7 protein-coding genes are annotated in these 21,065 nt (G+C 58.6%); 2 read left to right on the forward strand and 5 right to left on the reverse strand.

The window, feature by feature from the left end; translation table 11 throughout:
• Window positions 1-427: 427 nt before the first annotated feature.
• Window positions 428-550, reverse strand: a complete 123-nt coding sequence (locus tag AC2FI9_RS17120) for a hypothetical protein (RefSeq protein WP_496725038.1) — start codon at window positions 548-550, stop codon at window positions 428-430.
• Between the two features lie 770 nt (window positions 551-1,320).
• Between AC2FI9_RS17120 and AC2FI9_RS17125 the strand changes: the two genes are divergently transcribed.
• Both AC2FI9_RS17125 and AC2FI9_RS17130 read left to right on the forward strand, forming a co-directional pair.
• Window positions 1,321-14,523: a hypothetical protein gene (locus AC2FI9_RS17125; RefSeq protein WP_496769291.1), complete on the forward strand. Its 13,203-nt coding sequence runs from the start codon at window positions 1,321-1,323 to the stop codon at window positions 14,521-14,523.
• Between the two features lie 18 nt (window positions 14,524-14,541).
• Window positions 14,542-15,021 (forward strand): invasion associated locus B family protein, encoded by a 480-nt coding sequence (locus AC2FI9_RS17130; RefSeq protein WP_496769293.1) that lies wholly within the window; start codon window positions 14,542-14,544, stop codon window positions 15,019-15,021.
• 422 nt (window positions 15,022-15,443) lie between these two features.
• On the opposite strand, the gene AC2FI9_RS17135 is transcribed toward AC2FI9_RS17130, so the two are convergent.
• Genes AC2FI9_RS17135 through AC2FI9_RS17150 form a run of 4 tightly spaced genes read right to left on the reverse strand, consistent with a single transcriptional unit; the run spans window position 15,444 to window position 21,037 of the window.
• Complete coding sequence (locus AC2FI9_RS17135; RefSeq protein ID WP_496769295.1) at window positions 15,444-16,754, reverse strand: HlyD family type I secretion periplasmic adaptor subunit; 1,311 nt, start codon at window positions 16,752-16,754, stop codon at window positions 15,444-15,446.
• Window positions 16,738-18,885, reverse strand: a complete 2,148-nt coding sequence (locus AC2FI9_RS17140) for a type I secretion system permease/ATPase (RefSeq protein WP_496769298.1) — start codon at window positions 18,883-18,885, stop codon at window positions 16,738-16,740. Before AC2FI9_RS17140 ends, AC2FI9_RS17135 begins: the two co-directional genes overlap by 17 nt.
• A complete protein-coding gene (locus AC2FI9_RS17145; RefSeq protein WP_496769299.1) occupies window positions 18,873-20,228 on the reverse strand; it encodes a TolC family protein in 1,356 nt (451 codons plus the stop codon). Before AC2FI9_RS17145 ends, AC2FI9_RS17140 begins: the two co-directional genes overlap by 13 nt.
• A 2-nt stretch (window positions 20,229-20,230) precedes the next feature.
• Window positions 20,231-21,037 carry a SapC family protein gene (locus AC2FI9_RS17150; protein ID WP_496769301.1) on the reverse strand — a complete coding sequence of 269 codons (807 nt, stop codon included), beginning with the start codon at window positions 21,035-21,037 and terminating at the stop codon, window positions 20,231-20,233.
• Window positions 21,038-21,065 lie beyond the last annotated feature (28 nt).

Here is a 21,065-nt window from a genome sequence, read left to right on the forward strand (position 1 = left end):
TCTGAGTGATTTCCTTGAAAGGCTGCCACTTACCCACGGGATTGGATGAAACCTATCTGCGAGTTCGCGGTAGGTGGGTGCAAATTTATTGAGGCGTCAACATAGCATGAAAAAGTCAGTTCACACCCGGACTCCCTCTGTTTCTGCGGCTTGCTCAATTGGCAAGGAGCAGCGCCACTTGAGCGGTTCAAATTGAAAGTTAGTGCACGGTTGGCTTTGACCTCTCCCGGTTTCCGGTCAGGTATTCATGCGGCCTTTCGGGTTTCGGTTAGTTGGCCACGATTACGTTCAGCGTCAAGTTTCCGAGCGAAGAATATGACCTGTTTTCATAATAGTCGTGCCTCCAGTTGTTGATCTGGGTTTGCGCGCCATCCATCGGCAATAGCCATGTCGCGTCCTCGTCTGACTAGGCGGGCAAAACGCCTGCCTATTCCTCACGTCCCGCTACGATCAATCCCCTGGACCGCAGAAGTTCGGTCAATGGTCCGTCTTCCAGACCAACATCCAGAATCTCGTAGTTTTCCAGTGCCGTAGCATCGGCATTACCCATCCGGCCGAGAGTCAGGGCCGGAGTGTGGGTTTCAAGCTGTATATCACCTTAGGCCAGCGCAACGCTCCAGCCTGATCGATCACGCGCCAAAGCCGGTAATTGCGTTCGGAGGGATTCATAACAACTTCATTATTCAAGACATCGCAAGGGCGCGCTGGTTACGCGTAGTATCATCTCTTCTACTTCACGCAGGCTCGAATTGAAGCAAAAAAGAGAGCCACACCGTGTGAGTGTTGTCCTAACGAGGCAATCGATAGCGCAAGTAGCAGACTAACGAAAAATTCATCGAAGTCATCAATGCACAATTGCCAACATGTGCAACTAAACGACGGTCAGCGTGACGGCACCGACCGAGTTGCCCTGCTGATTTCTTAGAGTGAATCTCCGTCGTGAATTGTGTCAGAAAGGGGTTTTTGCGTGCAAAACACTTCCGATAAATTTTTAGTAATGATTTGAGACTCAATGTTGCATTTTGGCAATGAGCGCGGAGTAACTCCAACAGAGCGAATTTAATTCGAATTATCGCCTTAATCTTGTGTTTATTTTATTCCGATATGTGATGGGGAAATTCGAATTGTAGGTTGCCGTTCTGCGCGAACGCGGTTTGCCCCCATGTGTTGTGACTAAGTCGTATGTGGGGTGCAAGGGTGTCCAAGAAGTCAAGTTTGCTGCTGGCTGTTTCTTTTTATACTTTAATTTCAACACCTTTATTCGCAGCGCCCACGGCAGACTCGAAAGTAGGCGACACGGTGGCCAACCCGGTGACAGGTATGGATACCACTGTCAGCGCACTGATTGTCGACCCGGCCTCGACGCCCACAGCCGGAACAACAGCATTTGTAGAGACAGCAGATGGATACGTTTTCCTAGTCAAAGATGCCGGGGACACAATCTACAATTCCGACAATCCTCCGCTAGCATTCGAAATTGTATCCATTTCAGGAACAACGGCTCAAATTAGCAATTCCGGAGCATCCGGTACGGCCGGTTTGTCCACTCAATTGACGCTGTCGCAGTACAATAGCAATTTCAACAGCTCTGGGACTCCAGGTGCGGTGACACCACCTGAAGATGTGTCGGGACCGAACGGCGTGAACCAAGTTGTCTATGGTCAGGATGGGAGCAATGGCCGTGACGGCGCGTTGGTTGTACCGCCTAGCTCAGGCGGCAATGGCGCAACTGGTCCGACGCAAACAAAGACCCTTAGCAGTGATGTCAACGCCACCAGCAACATAGGGTGGCAGGTCGGCAGCGTCGGCGGCGATGGTGGCAATGGTGGTGACTCCTACCTGAGCTTCTGGGACGGACGCGATGGCGGCGATGGCGGCAAGGGCGGCACCGTCAACGCAACACAGTCCAGCAGCAGCACAATCCAAACCTCGGGCAGTGGCAATTACGGCATTTTCGCATTCAGTCGAAGTGGCGAGGCTGGGAATGGCGGCAGCGGGTTCGCCGCCCCCGGCGGTGGTACTGGCGGGCATTCAGCGGATGGCGGCAATGTGACCGTCACGCAGAGAGGTGAGATTTCGACGTCCGGAGATTCCGCCGATGGTATCTATGCCCTGAGCGTTTCGAACAATGGTGGCAACGGCGGCGCGCAGTGGGGCCTGGTAGGATCTTCAGGTGACGGCGGCTATGGCGGAAGCGGCGGAGCTGTGACAGTCAATACCACATCAACCGGCAGCATTCTGACAAGCGGCGACTATGCGAACGGGATTTATGCACAGTCGATTGGGGGTTCGGGTGGGTCCGCAGGGACCAGCGGCAACCTATTGGTGTCCTTGATCGGCGGTGCCGACAACGGCGGTAACGGCGGGACGGTCACGGTTTCCCATGCTGGCGCCATTGAGACACAGGGAGACTTTTCGCGCGGGATTGTGGCGCAGTCCATTGGCGGCGGCGGTGGGTCTGGCGGAACAGGTGGTGGCCTGGTTTCGCTGTCTCTGGGCGGGGTCGGATCGAATGGTGGCAGCGGCAGCGCCGTTAGCGTGACGGTTCAGGGCAGCGGCAGCATTCTGACCTCAGGCAAAGGTGCCGATGGGGTCATGGCGCAATCTATTGGCGGCAGTGGTGGCACGGGTGCGAACTCATACGGGTTGGTCGCAATCGGTGGCACCGGGTCAAGAGGAGGCACAGGAGCTGCAGTAAGCGTCAGTAACTACGGACAAATCCAGACCGGGGGCGACGGCGCGCGCGGAATCATCGCTCAGTCGATTGGCGGCGGTGGCGGCGACGGTGGCTCGTCCGCAGGAATGGTATCCGTTGGCGGAAACGGCAGCGGCGGTGGCGCTGGATCAACTGTGACCATCGTCAATGACGGGATCATTACCACGACCGGAGACGATGCGATGGGCATTCTGGCCCAGTCCATCGGCGGTGGTGGCGGCAATGGCGGTTCTTCCGGAGCGGTCGGCGCATTCGTGGGCGTTGCCATCGGCGGCGATGGCGGGTCCGGAGGCAAGGGCGGCGACGTGAACGTCACATTGTCGAACACCGACAGCAGTCAGCCATCTGCAATTCAAACCTCAGGCGATCGCTCCACTGGTGTGTTCGCACAATCCGTCGGCGGCGGTGGCGGCAATGGCGGCGGCGCTGTTTCAGTAGCGGTCGGTGCCTTTGGAGCGGCTTCGGTCTCGGTTGGTGGCTCGGCCGGCAGTGGCGGCGACGGCGGCGATGTGTCAATCAGCGGCAGCGGGTCTGCATCTGTGCAGACCGGTGGCGACGATGCAATTGGCGTCATGCTGCAATCCGTTGGCGGCGGAGGCGGCAATGGTGGATATGCGGTTTCTGTTGCAGTGTCTGGCGGCCCGGTTTCGGGCTCTTTGGCAGTTGGTGTCGGCGGCGATGGTAGCACGGGTGGCAAAGGCGGCACGGTCACGGTCGGCCAGTTTGACGGCAGTGGCTCTCCGACGGCTGCGGGGTTTGAAGGCACCGTTGTCACAACCGGCAACCGCTCGACCGGTATGCTGTTTCAATCCGTTGGCGGCGGTGGTGGTAATGGCGGCTTGGCTGTGGCGGCAACCGGTGGTGCCTCGGCGCTGTTTTCCGGCAATGTCTCTGTTGGTATCGGCGGTGAGGCTGGCAGTGGCGGCGACGGCGGCGATGTGCAGGTCTATACCAAGGCTGACATCACAACGACGGGAACCAGTTCGAGTGCTTTGATCGCACAGTCCGTTGGCGGCGGCGGCGGCAATGGCGGTGGCAGTATTGCAGCCGGTGTCAGCGCAAGCGGCGTGGCGGCAATTGGGATCAACGTGGGTGTTGGCGGAGATGGCGGCGGTGCCGGGATCGGCGGCGACGTCACCCTGATTGCAGGCGGGACAAACATCGAAACCAGGGGAGCATTTTCCAGCGGTGTTGTCGCACAGTCCGTGGGTGGCGGCGGCGGCAATGGCGGCTACAGCGTCGGCGCGAGCGCCGATATTGGCGGGGCGGCTGCTGGGTCTGTCAGTGTGGGCCTTGGCGGCAAAGCCGGCGGTGGCGGTGACGGCGGCGCAGTAACCGCACAGGTTGACGCAAACGTCACAACGCGGGGCGATGACTCTGGTGCTGTTGTAGTTCAGTCCATCGGCGGCGGTGGCGGCAATGGCGGCTTCAGTGTCGCCGCGGGTCTGGCCGCAGGCGGAGCCGGTGCAGGAACCGTTGGTGTCGGGCTTGGCGGCGAAGGCGGCAGCGGCGGTATCGGCGGCAGCGTGACCGGTGTTCTTGTCAACGGTGATGTCCGCACCGAAGGTCTGCGCTCGACAGGTGTTGTGATCCAGTCCATCGGCGGTGGCGGTGGTAACGGCGGTTTCAACGTGACGGCCGGTGTGGCCGCTGGCGGTGCAGGCGCTGGTTCGATTGGTGTCGGACTTGGCGGAGGCGGTGCAACAGGTGGCAATGGCGGCATTGTTGAAGGACAGGTCGTGGGCAACGTGACCACGCTTTCCGACAATTCCAGCGGTGTCGTATTCCAATCTATCGGCGGCGGTGGCGGCAATGGCGGTTTCAACGTAACCGCCGGGGTAGCCGGTGCAGGCGCTGGTGGCGGCGCGGTTACGGTTGGCTTGGGCGGCGACGCGTCCGGCGGTGGGATCGGTCGTTCAGTGACTGGTCGGGTTACCGGAACTGTCAGCACGACTGGTGCGGATTCGACAGCGGTTCTGGCGCAATCCGTCGGCGGCGGCGGCGGTAATGGAGGCTTTAATGTCAGCGCCTCACTCGCGGGCGCGGGTGTGGGCAGCGGTGCCGTTTCAGTTGGGCTGGGCGGCAGCGGCGGCACAGGTGCAACTGGTGGCACGGTAAATCTGACAACCACGGATGCAATCGTAACGGCTGGGGACAGGTCGTCCGGCGTAGTCGCTCAGTCCATTGGCGGCGGCGGCGGCAATGGCGGCTTCAACGTCTCGGGCACAGGCGCAGGCGCCGGTGTCGGGTCCGGTGCAGTTAGCGTGGGGCTTGGCGGCGACGGAGCTGGAGGCGGCGATGGCGGCGCGGTCACTCTGACCTCCGGCGGGACAATCCTGACTCAGGGCGACTCGGCGACGGCGTTTCTGGCCCAATCCATCGGCGGCGGCGGCGGCAATGGCGGGTTCAACGTCAGTGCTTCGGTCCAGGGATCTGGCGTTGGCGGGGGCGGAGTTTCGGTTGGCCTTGGCGGCGATGGTGCTGGCGGGGGAGATGGCAACACCGTCATCGCAACTTCGAACAATTCGGTCGAAACCCGTGGTGATCAGTCCTCGGGCGTAGTGGCGCAATCCATCGGCGGCGGCGGCGGCAATGGCGGGTTCAATGTTTCTCCGGTTCTGTCAGGTGCAGGAACTGGTAGCGGAGCCGTCAGCGTCGGGCTCGGCGGGTCAGGCGACACTGGCGGCAATGGCGGCAACGTGACACTGACGTCGAACGGTACCATTCTGACCGACGGCTTTGCCTCTGGCGGTTTTGTGGCGCAGTCCCTTGGCGGTGGCGGCGGTAACGGCGGCTTTAACGTCTCGCCAACCCTGTCAGGTGCAGGCGTCGGAGCGGGTTCAGTTTCGGTTGGGCTAGGAGGTTCAGGCGGCGGCGGCGGCGACGGCAGCCTGGTAACCGCGAGCACAACGGCCAACGTAGTGACCAAGGGAGATGCTTCAGTTGGTATTCTGGCACAGTCCGTTGGTGGCGGCGGCGGCAATGGTGGCTTTAACATTTCACCTGCCTTGGCAGGTGCGGGCACCGGGTCAGGCGCGATCAGTGTCGGACTGGGCGGGTCTGGCGGTAGCGGCGGCACCGGCGGTGTCGTTGGTCTGACCGTTGCGAACAGTGTGCAAACCGAAGGCGCGCAATCGAGCGCGGTTGTTGCCCAATCCATCGGCGGCGGCGGCGGTAACGGCGGCTTCAATGTCTCGGCTTCAGTTGGCGGCGCGGGCACAGGTTCTGGCGCAGCAGCCGTTGGGCTAGGTGGTCGGGGAACCGGCGGCGGCGATGCCTCAGCGGTAACCGCAAACGTGACCGGGAACCTTGTGACGTTGGGCGAAACCTCGACCGGTTTGCTGGCGCAGTCCGTCGGCGGCGGAGGTGGTAATGGCGGAATGAACATCTCAGTCGCGGTTGCCGCGGCAGGTACGGGATCGGGTGGCGCATCCGTTGGTCTGGGCGGCGCATCTGGAACGGGCGGCGACGGAGGAACGGCTGAGGCCTCTTTGAACGGCAACGTTTCGACGCAAGGGGACGAGTCCGGCGGTTTCATAGTTCAAAGCCTTGGCGGCGGTGGCGGCAACGGCGGCATGAACGTCTCTGCCACAGTCACGGTTGCCGGAACCGGCAGCGGTGGTGCGTCTGTCGGGCTTGGCGGCAGCGGGGGTAGTGGCGGTGATGCCAATACGGCCGACGGCACGGTTGTGGGTGATGTCACAACGGCCGGCGACAATTCGGGCGGTGTTTTGGTCCAGTCCGCCGCGGGCGGCGGTGGTAACGGAGGGCTGAATGTCTCTGCGGCCATGAATATTTCGGGCACCGGCGGCGGCGCTATTGGCGTTGGTATCGGTGGATCCGGCGGTGACGGCGGTAATGCAAGTGCGGCCACTGGTTCGGTTACCGGCGACGTTACCACCAGCGGTGAAAACGCAACCGGCGTTCTGGTTCAGTCTGTTGGCGGAGGCGGTGGCAATGGCGGCGTCAACATCTCGGGTGCGCTCAGCATTGCGCGCACAGGGTCCGGTGCTGCAGGAATCGGAGTGGGCGGCTTTGGCGGTAGCGGCGGTACCAGTGGGGCCGTCGACAATACGTTCTCGGGCAATGTCAGCACTTCGGGCACACGCTCGGCTGGTATTATTGCCCAAAGCCTCGGCGGCGGCGGCGGCAACGGTGCCACGAATATTTCCGGCGCGATTTCGGTGGCCAGCAACTATTCAGGCGGTCTCGGGATTGGTGTTGGTGGCTTTGGTGGCGACGGTGGTGATGCAAACAATGTAACGCAACAAGTTACCGGCAGTGTTGTAACAACAGGAGACGACTCGGTCGGGATTCTGACACAAAGCCTTGGCGGCGGCGGCGGCAATGGTGGCACTAACATCTCGGCCGCGTTGTCCCTGTCTCGGTCGGCCAATGCGGCCGTGGGTATCGGCGTAGGCGGCTTTGGTGGCGGCGGCGCAAATGCCGGTGCCCTGGTTCAGTCGACTGTTACGGGCGGTGTTGGCACCGTCGGCGATCGCAGCACAGGTATTCTGACACAGAGCCTCGGTGGCGGTGGCGGCAATGGCGGCACGAATATCTCGGCCTCGTTGGGCATTAGTCAGGAAAATGGCGGCTCGGTCAGTCTGGGCGTGGGTGGCTTCGGGGGCGGGGCCGGTAACGCCGGTGACGTGATCAGCACCCTGCGGTCCAGCACGGATAGCAGTGGCACAACCTCGGTGGTCACAATAGGGGCGGACAGTATCGGTGTCATGGCGCAATCCGTTGGCGGCGGCGGCGGCAATGGCGGCCTCAACGTCTCGGGTGCCGTTAATCTGACAGGTAAATCCGGTGCGGCGGTGACTTTGGGCCTTGGCGGTTTTGGCGGCGGCGGCGGCGATGCCGGGGCGGTAACACTGGATGTGGAAAGTGATGTAGTCACGGCTGGCGACGGGTCACATGGCGTATTTGCGCAGAGCCTCGGTGGTGGTGGCGGCACAGGCGGCGTGAATATTTCGGGCTCTCTGGCGCTGACAAAGCCCTCGGGGTCGGACACAATCTTTTCGGTCGCGGCTGGTGTTGGCGGCTTTGGCGGATCGGGTGGCGATGCCAGCAATGTTGATCTGGACTACACCGGCAATGTTCAGGCCGTTCCGATGGTCAGGCAACCCGACGGCACATTTGCCGTCGACCAAAGCAAAGGCGCCAGCGGTATTATCGCGCAATCGCTGGGCGGTGGCGGTGGCAATGGCGGCACCAATGTCTCCGGCGGTATCGCGATCAGCGGCAAGCCAGGTGCGGGCCAAACGGACAGCAGCAAGTCCTATGCGGTGGTCGTGGGCGTCGGTGGGTTCGGCGGCGGCGGCGGTGATGCCGGGAATGTCGATGTGAATATCGGCGCAGGCAGCACGATCAGGGCGCACGGAACCGGCCAATCCGGTCTGTTGGCCCAATCCCTTGGCGGCGGTGGCGGCAATGGCGGCCTGAATGTGTCGGGTGGTATCGTATCCGACAGCTCGTTGATTGTTGGTGTTGGGGGTTTCGCCGGTGACGGCGGCAAGGCAGGAGACGTCACGGTCACGTCGCAGGCTGACATCACAGTCACAACCAACCCGGACGATATCTCTATTCCCGATACGACAACATTTGAAGACAAGCTGCGCGATTTCCTCGGCGACACGATTGTCGACGACACCGAAGAGCTGGCCTCGTCCTTCGGGCTCGAACGTTTGTTCATCGATATGGGAGTTTTTAACGAGGAAAAACCAGATACCGATGGTTCAGCTGGACTGATGGCACAATCCATTGGCGGCGGGGGTGGTAACGGCGGTCTGAACGTTTCGGGCGGTATTGCGCTGAGCAAAGATGGCAAGATCCCTTCGGTTACCTTTGGCGTCGGCGGCTTTGGCGGCGACGGCAATGTTTCGGGTGATGTGACCGTCGGCCATACCGGCACCGTTTCGGTGGCAGGTAACTGGAAGCACGGTGTTTTGGCACAGTCCATCGCTGGCGGTGGTGGTAACGGCGCATTGAACGTGACCGGACAGCTGAACTATGGCGACTCTAACAACTCCGACGGTAAAACCGATCTGAGCATTGTGGGCGGTCTGGGTGGCCACGGCGGTACCGGCGCGGATGCTGGTGATGTTTCAGTTACGCAATCTGGAAACATTTCGACAAATGGCTATCACGCGCGCGGTGTCTTTGCCCAAAGCATAGGCGGCGGCGGCGGCACCGGTGGGATTAATGCGACCTTCGTCGGCACGAAAGACAGCTCGCCAATTGCTATGGGTATCGGCGGCTTTGGCGGTGGCGGCGGCGATGCAGGCGATGTCACGGTTGCGCGTGGATCCGCGGCTGCGGCTGCGGGTACCATCACGACTGACGGTGCCGGTTCGCACGGGATCGAAGCCTCAAGCATTGGCGGCGGCGGCGGTGATGCCGGTATCAACGCGGTTGTGGGCATCAGTAAAACCACCGGAAGCAAGAGCAATGGCGGAACCGGCGATTCAACTGACCGGAAAACGCCCACCAACACGGGCGTCGATGACTCGGTAATTGCCAACTACAACGCCGTTCTCGATGAGTTGGAGGGCAAGGTGAACCCTGCCGACTCCTCCGGCAATAAAACCGGCGTGTCGGCTGTTATCGCCATAGGCGGTGATGCTGGAACGGCCGGGGACGGCGGCACCGTGGATATCGATCACTATGGTGACATCGTTACGCTGCAGGACGGCAGCCACGGGGTCTTTGGTCAATCCATTGGTGGAGGCGGCGGCAACGCGGCTTTGAACCTTGGTATGACGTACGAACTGGCCTCAGACGCGACCAACAAGGGCTTTGGCCTGGCTGTCGGTGGCGGTACGGGTGAGGGCGGTATCGGCGGTTCGGTCGATGTTCGCAATACCGGGGACATCACGACCAGCGGCGCGGACTCTCATGGCCTTTTTGCCCAATCCGTTGGCGGCGGCGGCGGCAATGCGGGCTACAACTCTGCCTCGACATCTGTAGATGGCGGCAACGTGAATATTCAAATCGGTCGGACCGGTGGTACCGGCGGAAGCGGTGGCGATGTCTATGCAAGCTCGAATGGCATCGTCCGCACTGCTGGTAACCGTTCATACGGCTTCTTCGCCCAGTCCATCGGTAACGGCGGCGGCAATTCGTCCTCGACATCAGTCAGCATAGGTACGCCCAAGACCGGCGACAGCAAGGGCAACAAAGCCAGCTTGTCAGTCGGGCTTGAAGGAGGCACTGGTGGCGAAGCGGGCGATGTGACGACAGTTGTCGCCGGAACAGTCGTTACTGAGGGGACGGATGCTCACGCCGTGTTTGCCCAGTCCGTTGGTGGTGGCGGTGGCAATGGTGGCAAGGCCAGCAATTCAGCCGGTAAGGGTACGTCTGTTGCGCTTTCCATTGGCGGCACAGGAGGCACAGGTGGTGTAGGCGGCAAAGTCGACGTGTCCAACACCGCGCGAATTGCGACTTTCGGTGATCGTTCCGTCGGTTTGATGGCGCAATCTATCGGTGGCGCGGGTGGCACCGGCGGCATGGTTCAGGCGGGTCAATCGAACCTCGACACCATCAAAGCCGTGGTCAATCCGTCGACGGTCGGCACGACAATTTCGGTTAACATCGGCGGCACAGGCGGCGACGGCATGACTTCGGACACCGTGACCGTAGTCAGCGATGGGATCATCACGACCGAGGGCACGATGGCTCATGGCATCTTCGCTCAATCCGTTGGCGGCGGTGGCGGTATGGGTGGTTTGGTTGAAAACCGCATTATCAGCTTGCGCAAAGACATCGGGAACACAGCGACGCTGTCCATTGGTGGCACTGGCGGAACCGGAGCAGTGTCTGCAGCGGTTTCCGTCACAAATCGGGACCTAATCCAGACGACGGGCGACAAGTCCATTGGCATCTACGCGCAGTCCGTCGGCGGTGGGGGTGGCGATGCGCAACAGGTGCGCAACATCATTCTGGGCCGGTCCTCGGACGGAGCAACGACAAATGCCATTCTGATTGGTGGCACGGGTGGCACTGGCGGGTCTGGCAGCACCGTAACTGTCGTCAATGAAGCTGATGCCACTATCCGCACCACCGGTAAGGAGAGCCATGGCATCCTTGCGCAGTCCGTCGGTGGCGGCGGCGGCAATGGTGGCTCTACGATCTCGGTCGACGGGCGCTATGGCGGGGCTGAGGCCAGCACGCGGCGGGCACTACAATTCGGTCTTGGCGGATCGGGTGGTACTGGGGGCACGGGCGGCAACGTCTTGGTGACCAACGCAGGGACGATCGTGACAACTGGTGAAGCCGCGCATGGTATCTTCGCCCAATCCATCGGTGGTGGTGGTGGCAATGGTGGAAGTTCGATCACTGGGACGCTGCGACTGAAGACGGGCGACAGCAGTTCTCCGACCGCGCAGTTGAATATTGGCGGTTCCGGAGGCAGCGGCAACATCGCCGGTAACGTGGTCGTAACAAACAGCGGTGACATCCGCGTTGATGGCGCGGGTGCATACGGCATCATGGCGCAATCCGTTGGCGGCGGTGGCGGCAATGGCGGGTTGGCTGTTGCGATGGATGTAAATGACCTCAAGAACACCATGACGGGCAAATCTTATTCGAAGATCGCCATCGGCGGATCGGGCGGGGACGGCTCAGATGGCGGAGACGTCACAGTCAACCATACAGGCGCGATTGTCGTGAATGCAGAAAACGGGTTTGGCATCTTTGCGCAATCTGTTGGAGGCGGCGGCGGAAATGCCGGATATTCGGTGTCATCCCCTCTTGTCTCGGCGCTGGACTACACGGTTTCGCAATTGCTTGGTGCGCGTGAGGGTGCCAATGGGTCCGTTGGAACCGTTACCGTCAATTCGACCGGGGACATTCTTGTGAATGGGACAGGTAGCGAGGCTATTTTCGCTCAGTCCGTGAATGGCGGTGGTGGTAATTCCGAAACATCAGTCGATTTCACAACCGAAACTGCCAGCGCTGGAGGAACCGGCACTTCCTATATCAGCGACATCTCTTTGGGTGGCGATGAAGTTTCAGACATGGCTGGCAGTCAGGTCGCGCAATCACATACAGGCAATATCGCGACGACAAGCGACCGCTCGACCGGCTTGATGCTGCAGAGCGTTGGCGGTGGTGGTGGTATATCAGCGAACAACGTCAATGTTCAGGACGGTGACGGTATCGACATCACCGCACGTCTGGGTGCGATTAACACGGATGACGCCAGTGGCGGCGACGTGACCGGCAGCCGGACCGGAGATGTGGGCACAGACGGCGCATTTTCCTCGGCGGGTGCAGCGCAGTCTATCGGAGGCGGCGGTGGTAAGCTTGTGCTGAACAGCGCTGGCACCGCGAATACAAACAAAGCTGCTTCGGTGATCCTGGGTTCCGACCCAAGTTTCCGCAATGACGGCGGTGATATCGACCTCTCTCTGGACGGAGACATTACCACTACGGGTGATCGGTCATTTGGTCAGAGTGTTCAAAGCATTGGTGCGGGTGGCGGTGAGGTCGTTGTTGCTGGACTAGGACGTTTGGATGTAACTTTGGGTGCACAAGACGATTCAACCGGTGACGGCGGAACTGTTGGTCTTACTAATATCGGGGGCATCACCACCAGCGGCTCTGGGTCTCATGGTTTCGTAATCCAAAGCATAGGCGGCGGCGGCGGTCTTGTCTCTACAGATTTGGATGCAAGCCAAATCACAGTGAATCTCTCGCCTGCTAATGGTGGTAACGGTGGCGACATTACGTTCACCCAAAACGGTAATATCGTCACCACCGGTGAAAACGCGATTGGTGTTGTGGCGCAGTCACTGGGCGGTGGTGGTGGCATGGTGGATTCGGCTTTCCGTGGATCTGCGGGTGGTGCTGGGGCCGGTGGCACCATCGACATGGCGCTGAATGGCAATATCCTGTCCGTGGGCGAAGGCGGCATCGGCGTTCTGGCCCAATCCGAAGGGCGCGACGGAGCGGGTGCAATCACGCTTGGCTTCGATGGCGTCGTCATGGGCGGGACCGGGCAAGCAGACGCAATTGCATCAATCGTTGTGGACGGCGGCGCGAACAACGCGCTGACTTTGTCCAAGGACACAGTGCTTCTCGCCGGGAATAACCAGTTGGTGAACGGCGGAAACGGCAATGAACAGATTTCGTTGGCGGGTAAGGCACTGGGCAATCTGGACCTTGGCGCGGGTACCAACGGTCTGACCGTCGAGGAACAGGGCGCCTTTTATGCGCTGGACACGATCAATCTGGGCGCTTCTGGGTTGATGCAAGTGAATGGCGACTTTGTTTTAGGGGCGAACTGGGGTCTGAATACGGACATGACGCCGACTGTTAAGTCGGGTGACTTTGTCTTTACCGGTAACGTCAGCCAGACCACGAACCTGACGGGAAGCCTAGCCTTTGGTGCGACGGCATCCTCGACCTTCGACGTATATTACCTCACCACGGGTGCATCGGGTGGCAATAGCGATCTGGTTAATGTCAGCGGTGACGCCACAATGGGCGGCACACTGACACCACGGCTCAATACGCTTCAACGGGCGTTACCTCTAGTCATCGTCGACCCGAATGGGACAGCTGCGGATGCGGGCACGACGATTCAGGACACAGTAGTGTTGGATTACTCGATTGGCTTGAACGGCTCGACATCGGACGGCAGTTCGATTGATCTGGTGATAACTCCGGACTATTCGACCGCGAACATGAACGCGAACGAGGCGGCCGTTGGTGACTACATCAACCAGGTGCTGAATGGGCAGGGCTCCGCTGCGCAAGGTGAGTTGTTCGCCCTGATCGGGAACATGACCTCCGAAGCTGATGTCATCGCGGCAATCGGTGCATTCACTGTGGCCGACTACGCTGCGGATGCAGTTGATGCCTACTACGGCACCCGGGTATTCGCAAACGCACTGCATAACTGCGAGCGGTTTACCGATTACCAAGCCGGAGACGATCCACGCAATTGTGTCTGGTTCTCCGGAGGAAGGTCTTTCTACGACCGCGAGCAGACTGGTATCTACGATGAGTTGGACATCAACAATACCAACCTGTCTGCCGGTGTCCGTTTGCCGGTTGGGGATGAGCTCTATGCCGGTTTCGCGTTGGGTTACGACCAAATAAGCCTGCGGAATGGTTCGCAGTACAATGCGACCGGTGACCGGTTCAATCTGGGTGCTTCGCTGACCAAATACACCGGCCCGTGGGAGTTCGCGGCCATGCTGTCAGCCGGCTGGTCAGACTATGACTCCGACCGGTCCGGTGGGATCAGTGGTGTGCTGCCCAACGGAAACGTGGTTAACACCGTTGGCGTCAGTTCGATCAAGCACAAGATGAACCAGCAGAACCTGCGGTTGAGTTTTGCCTATGATCACAGATTTGCCGGTGGCAGTTCTTATCTGCGACCCGAGATCGCTGTTGACGCCACCCGTCTGGCGACAGAAAGCAACGGTGATGCAACTCTTTCGGGGATCGTCCTGCAGGATGATAGCGAGATGATCTACTCCCTGACCCCATCGCTTGAGATCGGGACAGAACAGATTCTCAGCGCCTCTCAAAAGCTACGCGTAAGCTTCCGCGCCGGCGCCATCATCTCGTCGAACGACACAGTATCAGTAAGCGCCGGTTTTGCAGGTGCAAGCGCAGCTGATGGTGGGTTTACGAATACCAGCTTTATCGGAGACGCCCATGGGCTGGTTTCGGCGCGATTGGGGCTGTATGCGTTGGATGACAGCAGCTTTATCAATCTGAGCCTGGACCATATGTTCGGGGACTCAGCCAAGGCTCTCCAGGTTGGTCTGGGCCTTGGGGTACAATTTTGAGCAATGAGGGACGGCAGTATGAAAATTTGGCTTGGCGCGCTAGGAATCTCACTGGGTTTGACACACCCTCTTGCCGCGCAAGAGAAAGGCACACTCCCGTGGTCGGTAAATTGTGGAAATCCGGGCAACGGAACCGAGCTGGTCTGTGAAATGTCCCAGAGTATTGTTTTGACCGAAAACAACCAGAGGCTTACCTCCGTTGCGTTCGTGAAGCCTGCGAGGAAAGATGAGACCGAAGCCGTGCTGACCTTGCCGTTTGGTCTTCTGTTTTCCGAAGGGGTGATCGCAAAGGTCGATGACGTCGAAGTCGCCCGTCTGGAGTTTCTGACCTGCGAGGCTCAAGGCTGCTTTGCTCGTTCCGCTGTCTCAACAGAGTGGATGTCTGCGATGCGGGCGGGTAAGCAATTTACGATCGAAAGTAAAAACACAGCAAGAGATCCAATCTCCTTTGGTTTCGATCTGACGGGATTCAGCAAGGTATCAGATATTCTGCCGTAACGACTGTTTTTTGCATACAGGCATCTGTCTGGTGCTGGTCATCGAAATCGGACCCTTGATCGTGCCGGGCATGGAACATTGATCGAACGAAGGCCGCCATAATCGTACCGGGAGCAGCCATACCCCACAAACGCCATTCCAAATCATGATCAAGGGCAAGAGATCTGGAAGGAAAAGTTCCTGTACCAAACTTGACCGGACAGACACTGCCGGAAAAACAGCCAACGGTCAGATCACATAGGAACCGCTACAATTGAAGTTGCCAACATAGTTCTAAAACGCCAGTTACCCTAGCAATTCAACAACCGGATTTCGGGTGTTGGCCGAGATTGCGGGATAGGTGTGCCCTCTAAGAAGCCGACTTTGTTCACTCAAAAAACTCGCGGTACAATCGCTGATCCTGCGTTTCACACAGCGCTTGATTATTCACGCAGGGCGCGATCTTTGATCTTGATTACGGGTTGCAAAAGGTAGTCTAGAACCGTTTTCTTGCCTGATAAGATATCCACTTCCGCAATCATCCCCGGGATGATCTCGACGGCTACGCCGCTTGCGTCCAAAATAGCGTGACGTGTCTGGATTTCGATGACAAAGACCTCTTCATCATTGCGTTCGGGCCTTGTCACCGTGTTGGCGCCTATGCGGGTGATCTCACCGTCCAGCGCGCCGTAACGCGCAAAATCATAGGCCGTAATTTTCACCTTAACGGGCTGGCCTGCGTGTAGAAACGCGATATCTTCGGGGCGAACATAGGCCTCGACCAGAAGCCTGTCGTCCAATGGAACAATCTCGATCAGTTCTTCACCGCTGCGTGCCAAACTGCCAATCGTTGTCCGGTGAACGCGATTTATGATTCCACGCACGGGTGATCTGATCTGTGCGCGATCCGCGCGGTCTTGCAAGGCCGGTAAGGACGGCCGAAGTGCCGCGAGTTCGGCTGTCGAGACCGCAAGGTCGGTGAGCGCTGCGCTCCGGAACCTGCTATGTGCGGCTTGAATACGATCGTCGATTTCTTTCAATCCGGTTTTCAACCTGTTGGTCACTGCAACTGCACGGACCTTGCGACCCTCCCATTCAGCGGAACTGCGGCGCAGCGACAAAAGCGTTGTCGCAGGCTCCATCCGTTTTTCCACCAAGGGGGTAATGATGGCGCGTTCTTCGGCCAGAATCCCAAGCGTCTCTTCGGCTGTCACCTGGTCTACCAGCCCTTCCTCATATTCGCGCTGGCGCAGCTCACGCTGTCGCTCCAGAATGGCAATTTCAGCGGCCAGTTCCGCCTGACGGCCCTGATACAAAGCAGTTTCGGATTTGACCACTTCTGGCGCGCCTTCAATGAGCTTTTTTGAGAAAGTAAGCTGGGTGCCGTCAATCTCTGCCTGCAATCGTTGGGCACGAGCCGTCAATCCAAATGCGCGCTGTTGTTCCTGGCTCAACTGACTGTCGATCTGCGTTGTGTCGAACTCCATTAACAGTGTTCCCTTGTCGACAACCAGCCCTTCCGCGACGTGCAAGTATTGTAATACTCCGGGTTCTGTTGCCTCAATCAGCTGCACGTCCGCCGACGGCACAATCCGGCCATCCACGCGGGTCACGTCGTCGAGTTCCGTCATGTAGGCCCAAAGCCCGGCGGAGACGAGGCAGGCAAGGATAACAAGCAACAGGAGAGATCCCCCCAACGGAGATTTCCCCCGCATTTCTCTTGCCATCATGGCAAGGTCAGGATGCCGCGACATTCAGATGCCTCCCTGTTGCGCGCGCGCGCTGGGTCAGCATGCTTTTTGGACCGTCTGCGCCGACCCGGCCGCGTTCGACCACAATGACCCTGTCGACCAGATCAAGCAGGCTGGTCCGATGTGTGACGATAACCATTGTGGTGTCTTTGGTTTCTTGTTTCAGACGCTTGATAACCTCGGCTTCGGTCTTCACATCCATTGCACTGGTCGGTTCATCCAACAACAACACTGGTGGGCGTCCAATCAGCGCGCGGGCCAGCGCGATGGCTTGACGCTGGCCGCCCGATATTCCTTCGCCACGTTCTGCCAGTTGTTGGTCATAGCCGTTGGGGCAATGCGCGATAAAATCTTCAACCCCGGCCACGTGGCCCGCTCTGATCAAATCTTGATCCATGGGCCGGATCGCACCGCTGGCAATGTTTTCGCGAATTGAGCCGGAAAAAAGCCAAACATCCTGCAAAACCGAACCGACATTGCGACGTAAGTCGCCGGGGTCAATCTGACGGATATCGACCCCATCCAGCATTACCGAACCGGTCCTCGGCTCGAATAAACCGAGCATCAAACGCGCGATGGTGCTTTTCCCGGATCCGATCGCGCCCAGAATGGCAACTTTTTCACCCGGTTCTATGTCGAATGAGACACCTGAAAGGGCATCATCGGCTTGTTCAGGATAGGCAAAATGCACATCTTTGAAAGAAATGCGGCCTTTTGCATGTGGTCGACTGATCCAGTTGCGTCCTTCGGGCCGCTCATTTTCCGCCTGCATCAAAGCGTTCAGATTGCGATACGCGCTGCGCGCCTGGTTCACACGTGTGAGTGTCTGGGCAAGCTGCCCCAGTGGCGCCAGCGCGCGTCCAGTCAGCATTACAGACGCAATTAACGCACCCATACTTGCCTGCCCTTCAGTGATCAGGAACACGCCGAAGAAAACAATCAGGACCTGCGCCGCCTGTTGCGTGAATCCTGTCAGGTTCAATGCGAATTGGGTAACTGTCCGGCTGCGGATTCCGTGGGAGGACAGCCGCTCGATAGCATCTTCCCATCGCGCCCGCATTTGTTTTGCCGCTGCGGTTGTTTTGATGGTTTCAAGACCGGAAACGGTCTCGACCAGTACGGATTGTTTTGACTGACCGTCCGCAAAACTTTTTTCGGCCAAACGCGATAACATTGGTTGCACTGCCAGGCCCGCAATCAAAACAATCGGAACGGCAAGGGCAGGTATCAGCGCCAGAGGTCCACCAACGAGGTGAATGACCAGTAAAAAGAGGGCGATGAAGGGCAGGTCCACGAGTGCGACCAGAGTTGCCGATGTAAAAAACTCGCGCAGAGTTTCAAATTCGCGGATCGTGCTGGCCATAGCACCGGTCGATCCGGTCCGCGATTTCATTTTGATGTTCAAAACCTGGTCAAAAACGCGCCGCCCCATAAACATGTCTGCCTTTTGCCCGGCCCGATCAATAAAGCCAGCGCGCAAGAGTTTGAGGGCGAAATCGAAAGAAAGGGCAAGACCAACCCCTGCGGTCAGTGCGATAAGGGATTCCGTCGCCTCATTCGGAAGAACCCTGTCATAGACGACCATGATGAAAACGGATGTGGAAAGACCCAAAAAATTCGCTACCGCTGCGGCAAGCACCACTTGCGCATAGGACCAGCGGTTTGCCAACATGGCCGACCAAAACCAATGCCCGGATGCGGTCCTGTTTCGACCTGGTGTTTCCTCATTGTGGCTGCGCCGAAACAAAAGTGCGTAGCCGGTGTAGCTTTTCCCTAAAACTGTTTCTTCAACCTCACCGATGCCTTCACCCATCTCAGGGTCGAAAATCAGAAAACGGCCGCTCTTGGTACGCCCGTGAAATACAACTGCTTTATTGTCGTCCAACAGAAAAATTGCTGGGACCAGTGTGTCATCGAAATCCGCAAGTCTTCGCGACCCAAATCCCGCCTGCAACCCGGCATGGCGGGCAACCTCAATTGCATCTCGCTGGCTCAAATGACCTGTTGTGCCGGATTGCGCAGCGTGAAGTGCCCCGACCGTGATTGAGCGACCAAGATGCGAGGCGACGTGCCGCAGGCAAATTTCCAACGGAGAAAGCTCTTGTTTAGGTGCCAAAGGGTTCAACGCGGCCATGAATCTTCACCTGTGTTTGCAATTGAAATACCGAGATAATCCAGAATGTCCCCGGTCAGGCTGAGGGCGGCGTAGTTTGTGAGGAAGAAGCTTTGTTCCGCCAAAATCAGCCTTTGCTGCGCGTTCACATAGTCTCGCTGTGCATCCAGTATCTCGACCAAGCTGCGTCGGCCGATAGTGAATTGGGCCCGCGCAGCTTCCACGCTTTCGGCGTTGGCCTGGGCAGCTAAACGAGCCGCTTGCAGGCGAACCGCTCCCGCGTCCTGATCTGACCGGATGAACTCTAACTCGCGGCGGATTTCTCGAATTAACGTCTCACGGGCGAATTCGGCCTCTTTCACCTGAGCTTGGGCTGCAGCTATGGCAGCCTTACGTTGACCGGTGCTGTCCAGTTCATAGTTTACGGACAGGTCGACACCGAAATTAGCATCATTGCTGTCATCGCGATCTGCAAATGCCGCGATTTCTACACCTGGCTGTCGCCGCGCAATGGCTGCAGTTTGCTCGGCCTTTGCAGCGATCAAAGCGGCATTCGCACGCCGTACTTGTGGGCTGTCCAAAACGATTTGCGAATCCGTTCTGGCCAATTTGGGCGCAGCGACCGGAGCGGTAAGTGCCCCCGGTGGGCGTCCGAAGACTTCCTGGTACTGTGCCTCCGCCCTGTCTGTCCGAGCCTCTGCATCGGCAAGCTGCGTTCGCGCGTCTGCCATGCGCGAGCGTGCGGTCAAAACGTCTGCATTTGAGCCCACGCCCTGCGTGCTGCGTTCGGTGATCTGGCGCACGATCTCGGCGTGCACCTCAACATTCTGGGCTGAGATTTCCAGGATCTTGCGTCGATCAAGGACCACAACATACGCTTCGATTGCGGCAAGGGCCAGCGCCGCAGCGGTTTGCAGTTGACCGCCCCGGCTTTCGAGGACGCGAGCCTGAGCCGCAGCCAGTTCGCCCGACGCAGCGCCTCCGTCATAGACGAGTTGCGAAACGCGCAGATACGGGGTGAAGTCTGCAATATCGGAATTCACACGCTGTGATCGCGCATTGATTCCCATTGATACGCGAGGAAGAAAAGCACCCTTGGCCGCATTTTCGTCAGCGTCTGCGATTTCCAGTCGTGTCGCGCTTTGTGCGAGGTTTGGGTTGGTTTCGACAGCCGCCCGCACCCGTTGACCAAACTCGCTTTGCGTCAGACGTGGAAGGGGGGGCTGCGCGCCAGCCCCGACAGAACCTGCTGACAGAGAAACCTCTACGCCCGTAAGGTCGGGTGGAGGTGCGCAGGCCGCCATCAAAGGAATACACAAACAGGCAAGATACTTTAGGCCAGAGTTGCAGGAGATCAGAGGCATTTTCACACCTCACCAGCCATGAAAAATTCGTCATTTTGCGCGTGTGCCATGGCGGTGAGGAAACGCGAAATGTCTGAATTTTCGGTATATTGGCTTTGAAGTTTGGGCTTCGTCAGCTGCTCTTGCGCCTGCGACAACCAAGAAATGTGCGAAAGTGATATTTGATGGGCGTGCAGCAATTGAATTGCACCGACATCGAACAATGCGAGTTTCTCTGCCTGCGAAAGAGCCTTCAAGCGTCGGGCATCCAGGACCAGAAACCCTGCCGGCAGCGCGACGTTATCGTAGCTTGCCATTTGTTCGAAAAGACCCATCCCTTGAATGACGTTACACACGGACCTTATGTCCTTGGCCGAGGCCTCTCGTGCTTGGAAAAATCTTAGGACGTTTGAAAGTTCAGCGGTCAACTCACCAGCATCGGTAAAGAACGGTTCGTCCTTCGGAGCATCGGTGACTAGACCAGAAGATTCATCGACCAGAAGTTGCGGATCACAACCCGTTTTACTCGGTAAACCCGCTTGAAATGGCGGGCACCGCAACCCAGACGGGATGTAGGCGGCCAGCCATCGGCCATCGTCGGACACAAAAGGGGTTGGCGCGTTGGGGTTCAATGACAATAGTGCTATAGGTTCAATTTCCCCCCCGGTTTCGCGAAACATTACCGGATACGTGGCCGCGACGAGCAGAATTTCTTTCTCGACAATTGAGCAAGCCTGCTGGGTTTCCGCAAAGTGGTAAGATGAAAAACGCTTCCAGTATTTGTCACCGTGCCGCTCATATGTGACTGGAAACAGGCCGTTCTCTGCCATGTTTGATCCTTTGAGTATGGAGTGGCTG

It is taken from the genome of Ruegeria sp. CDSA246 (assembly GCF_059611225.1).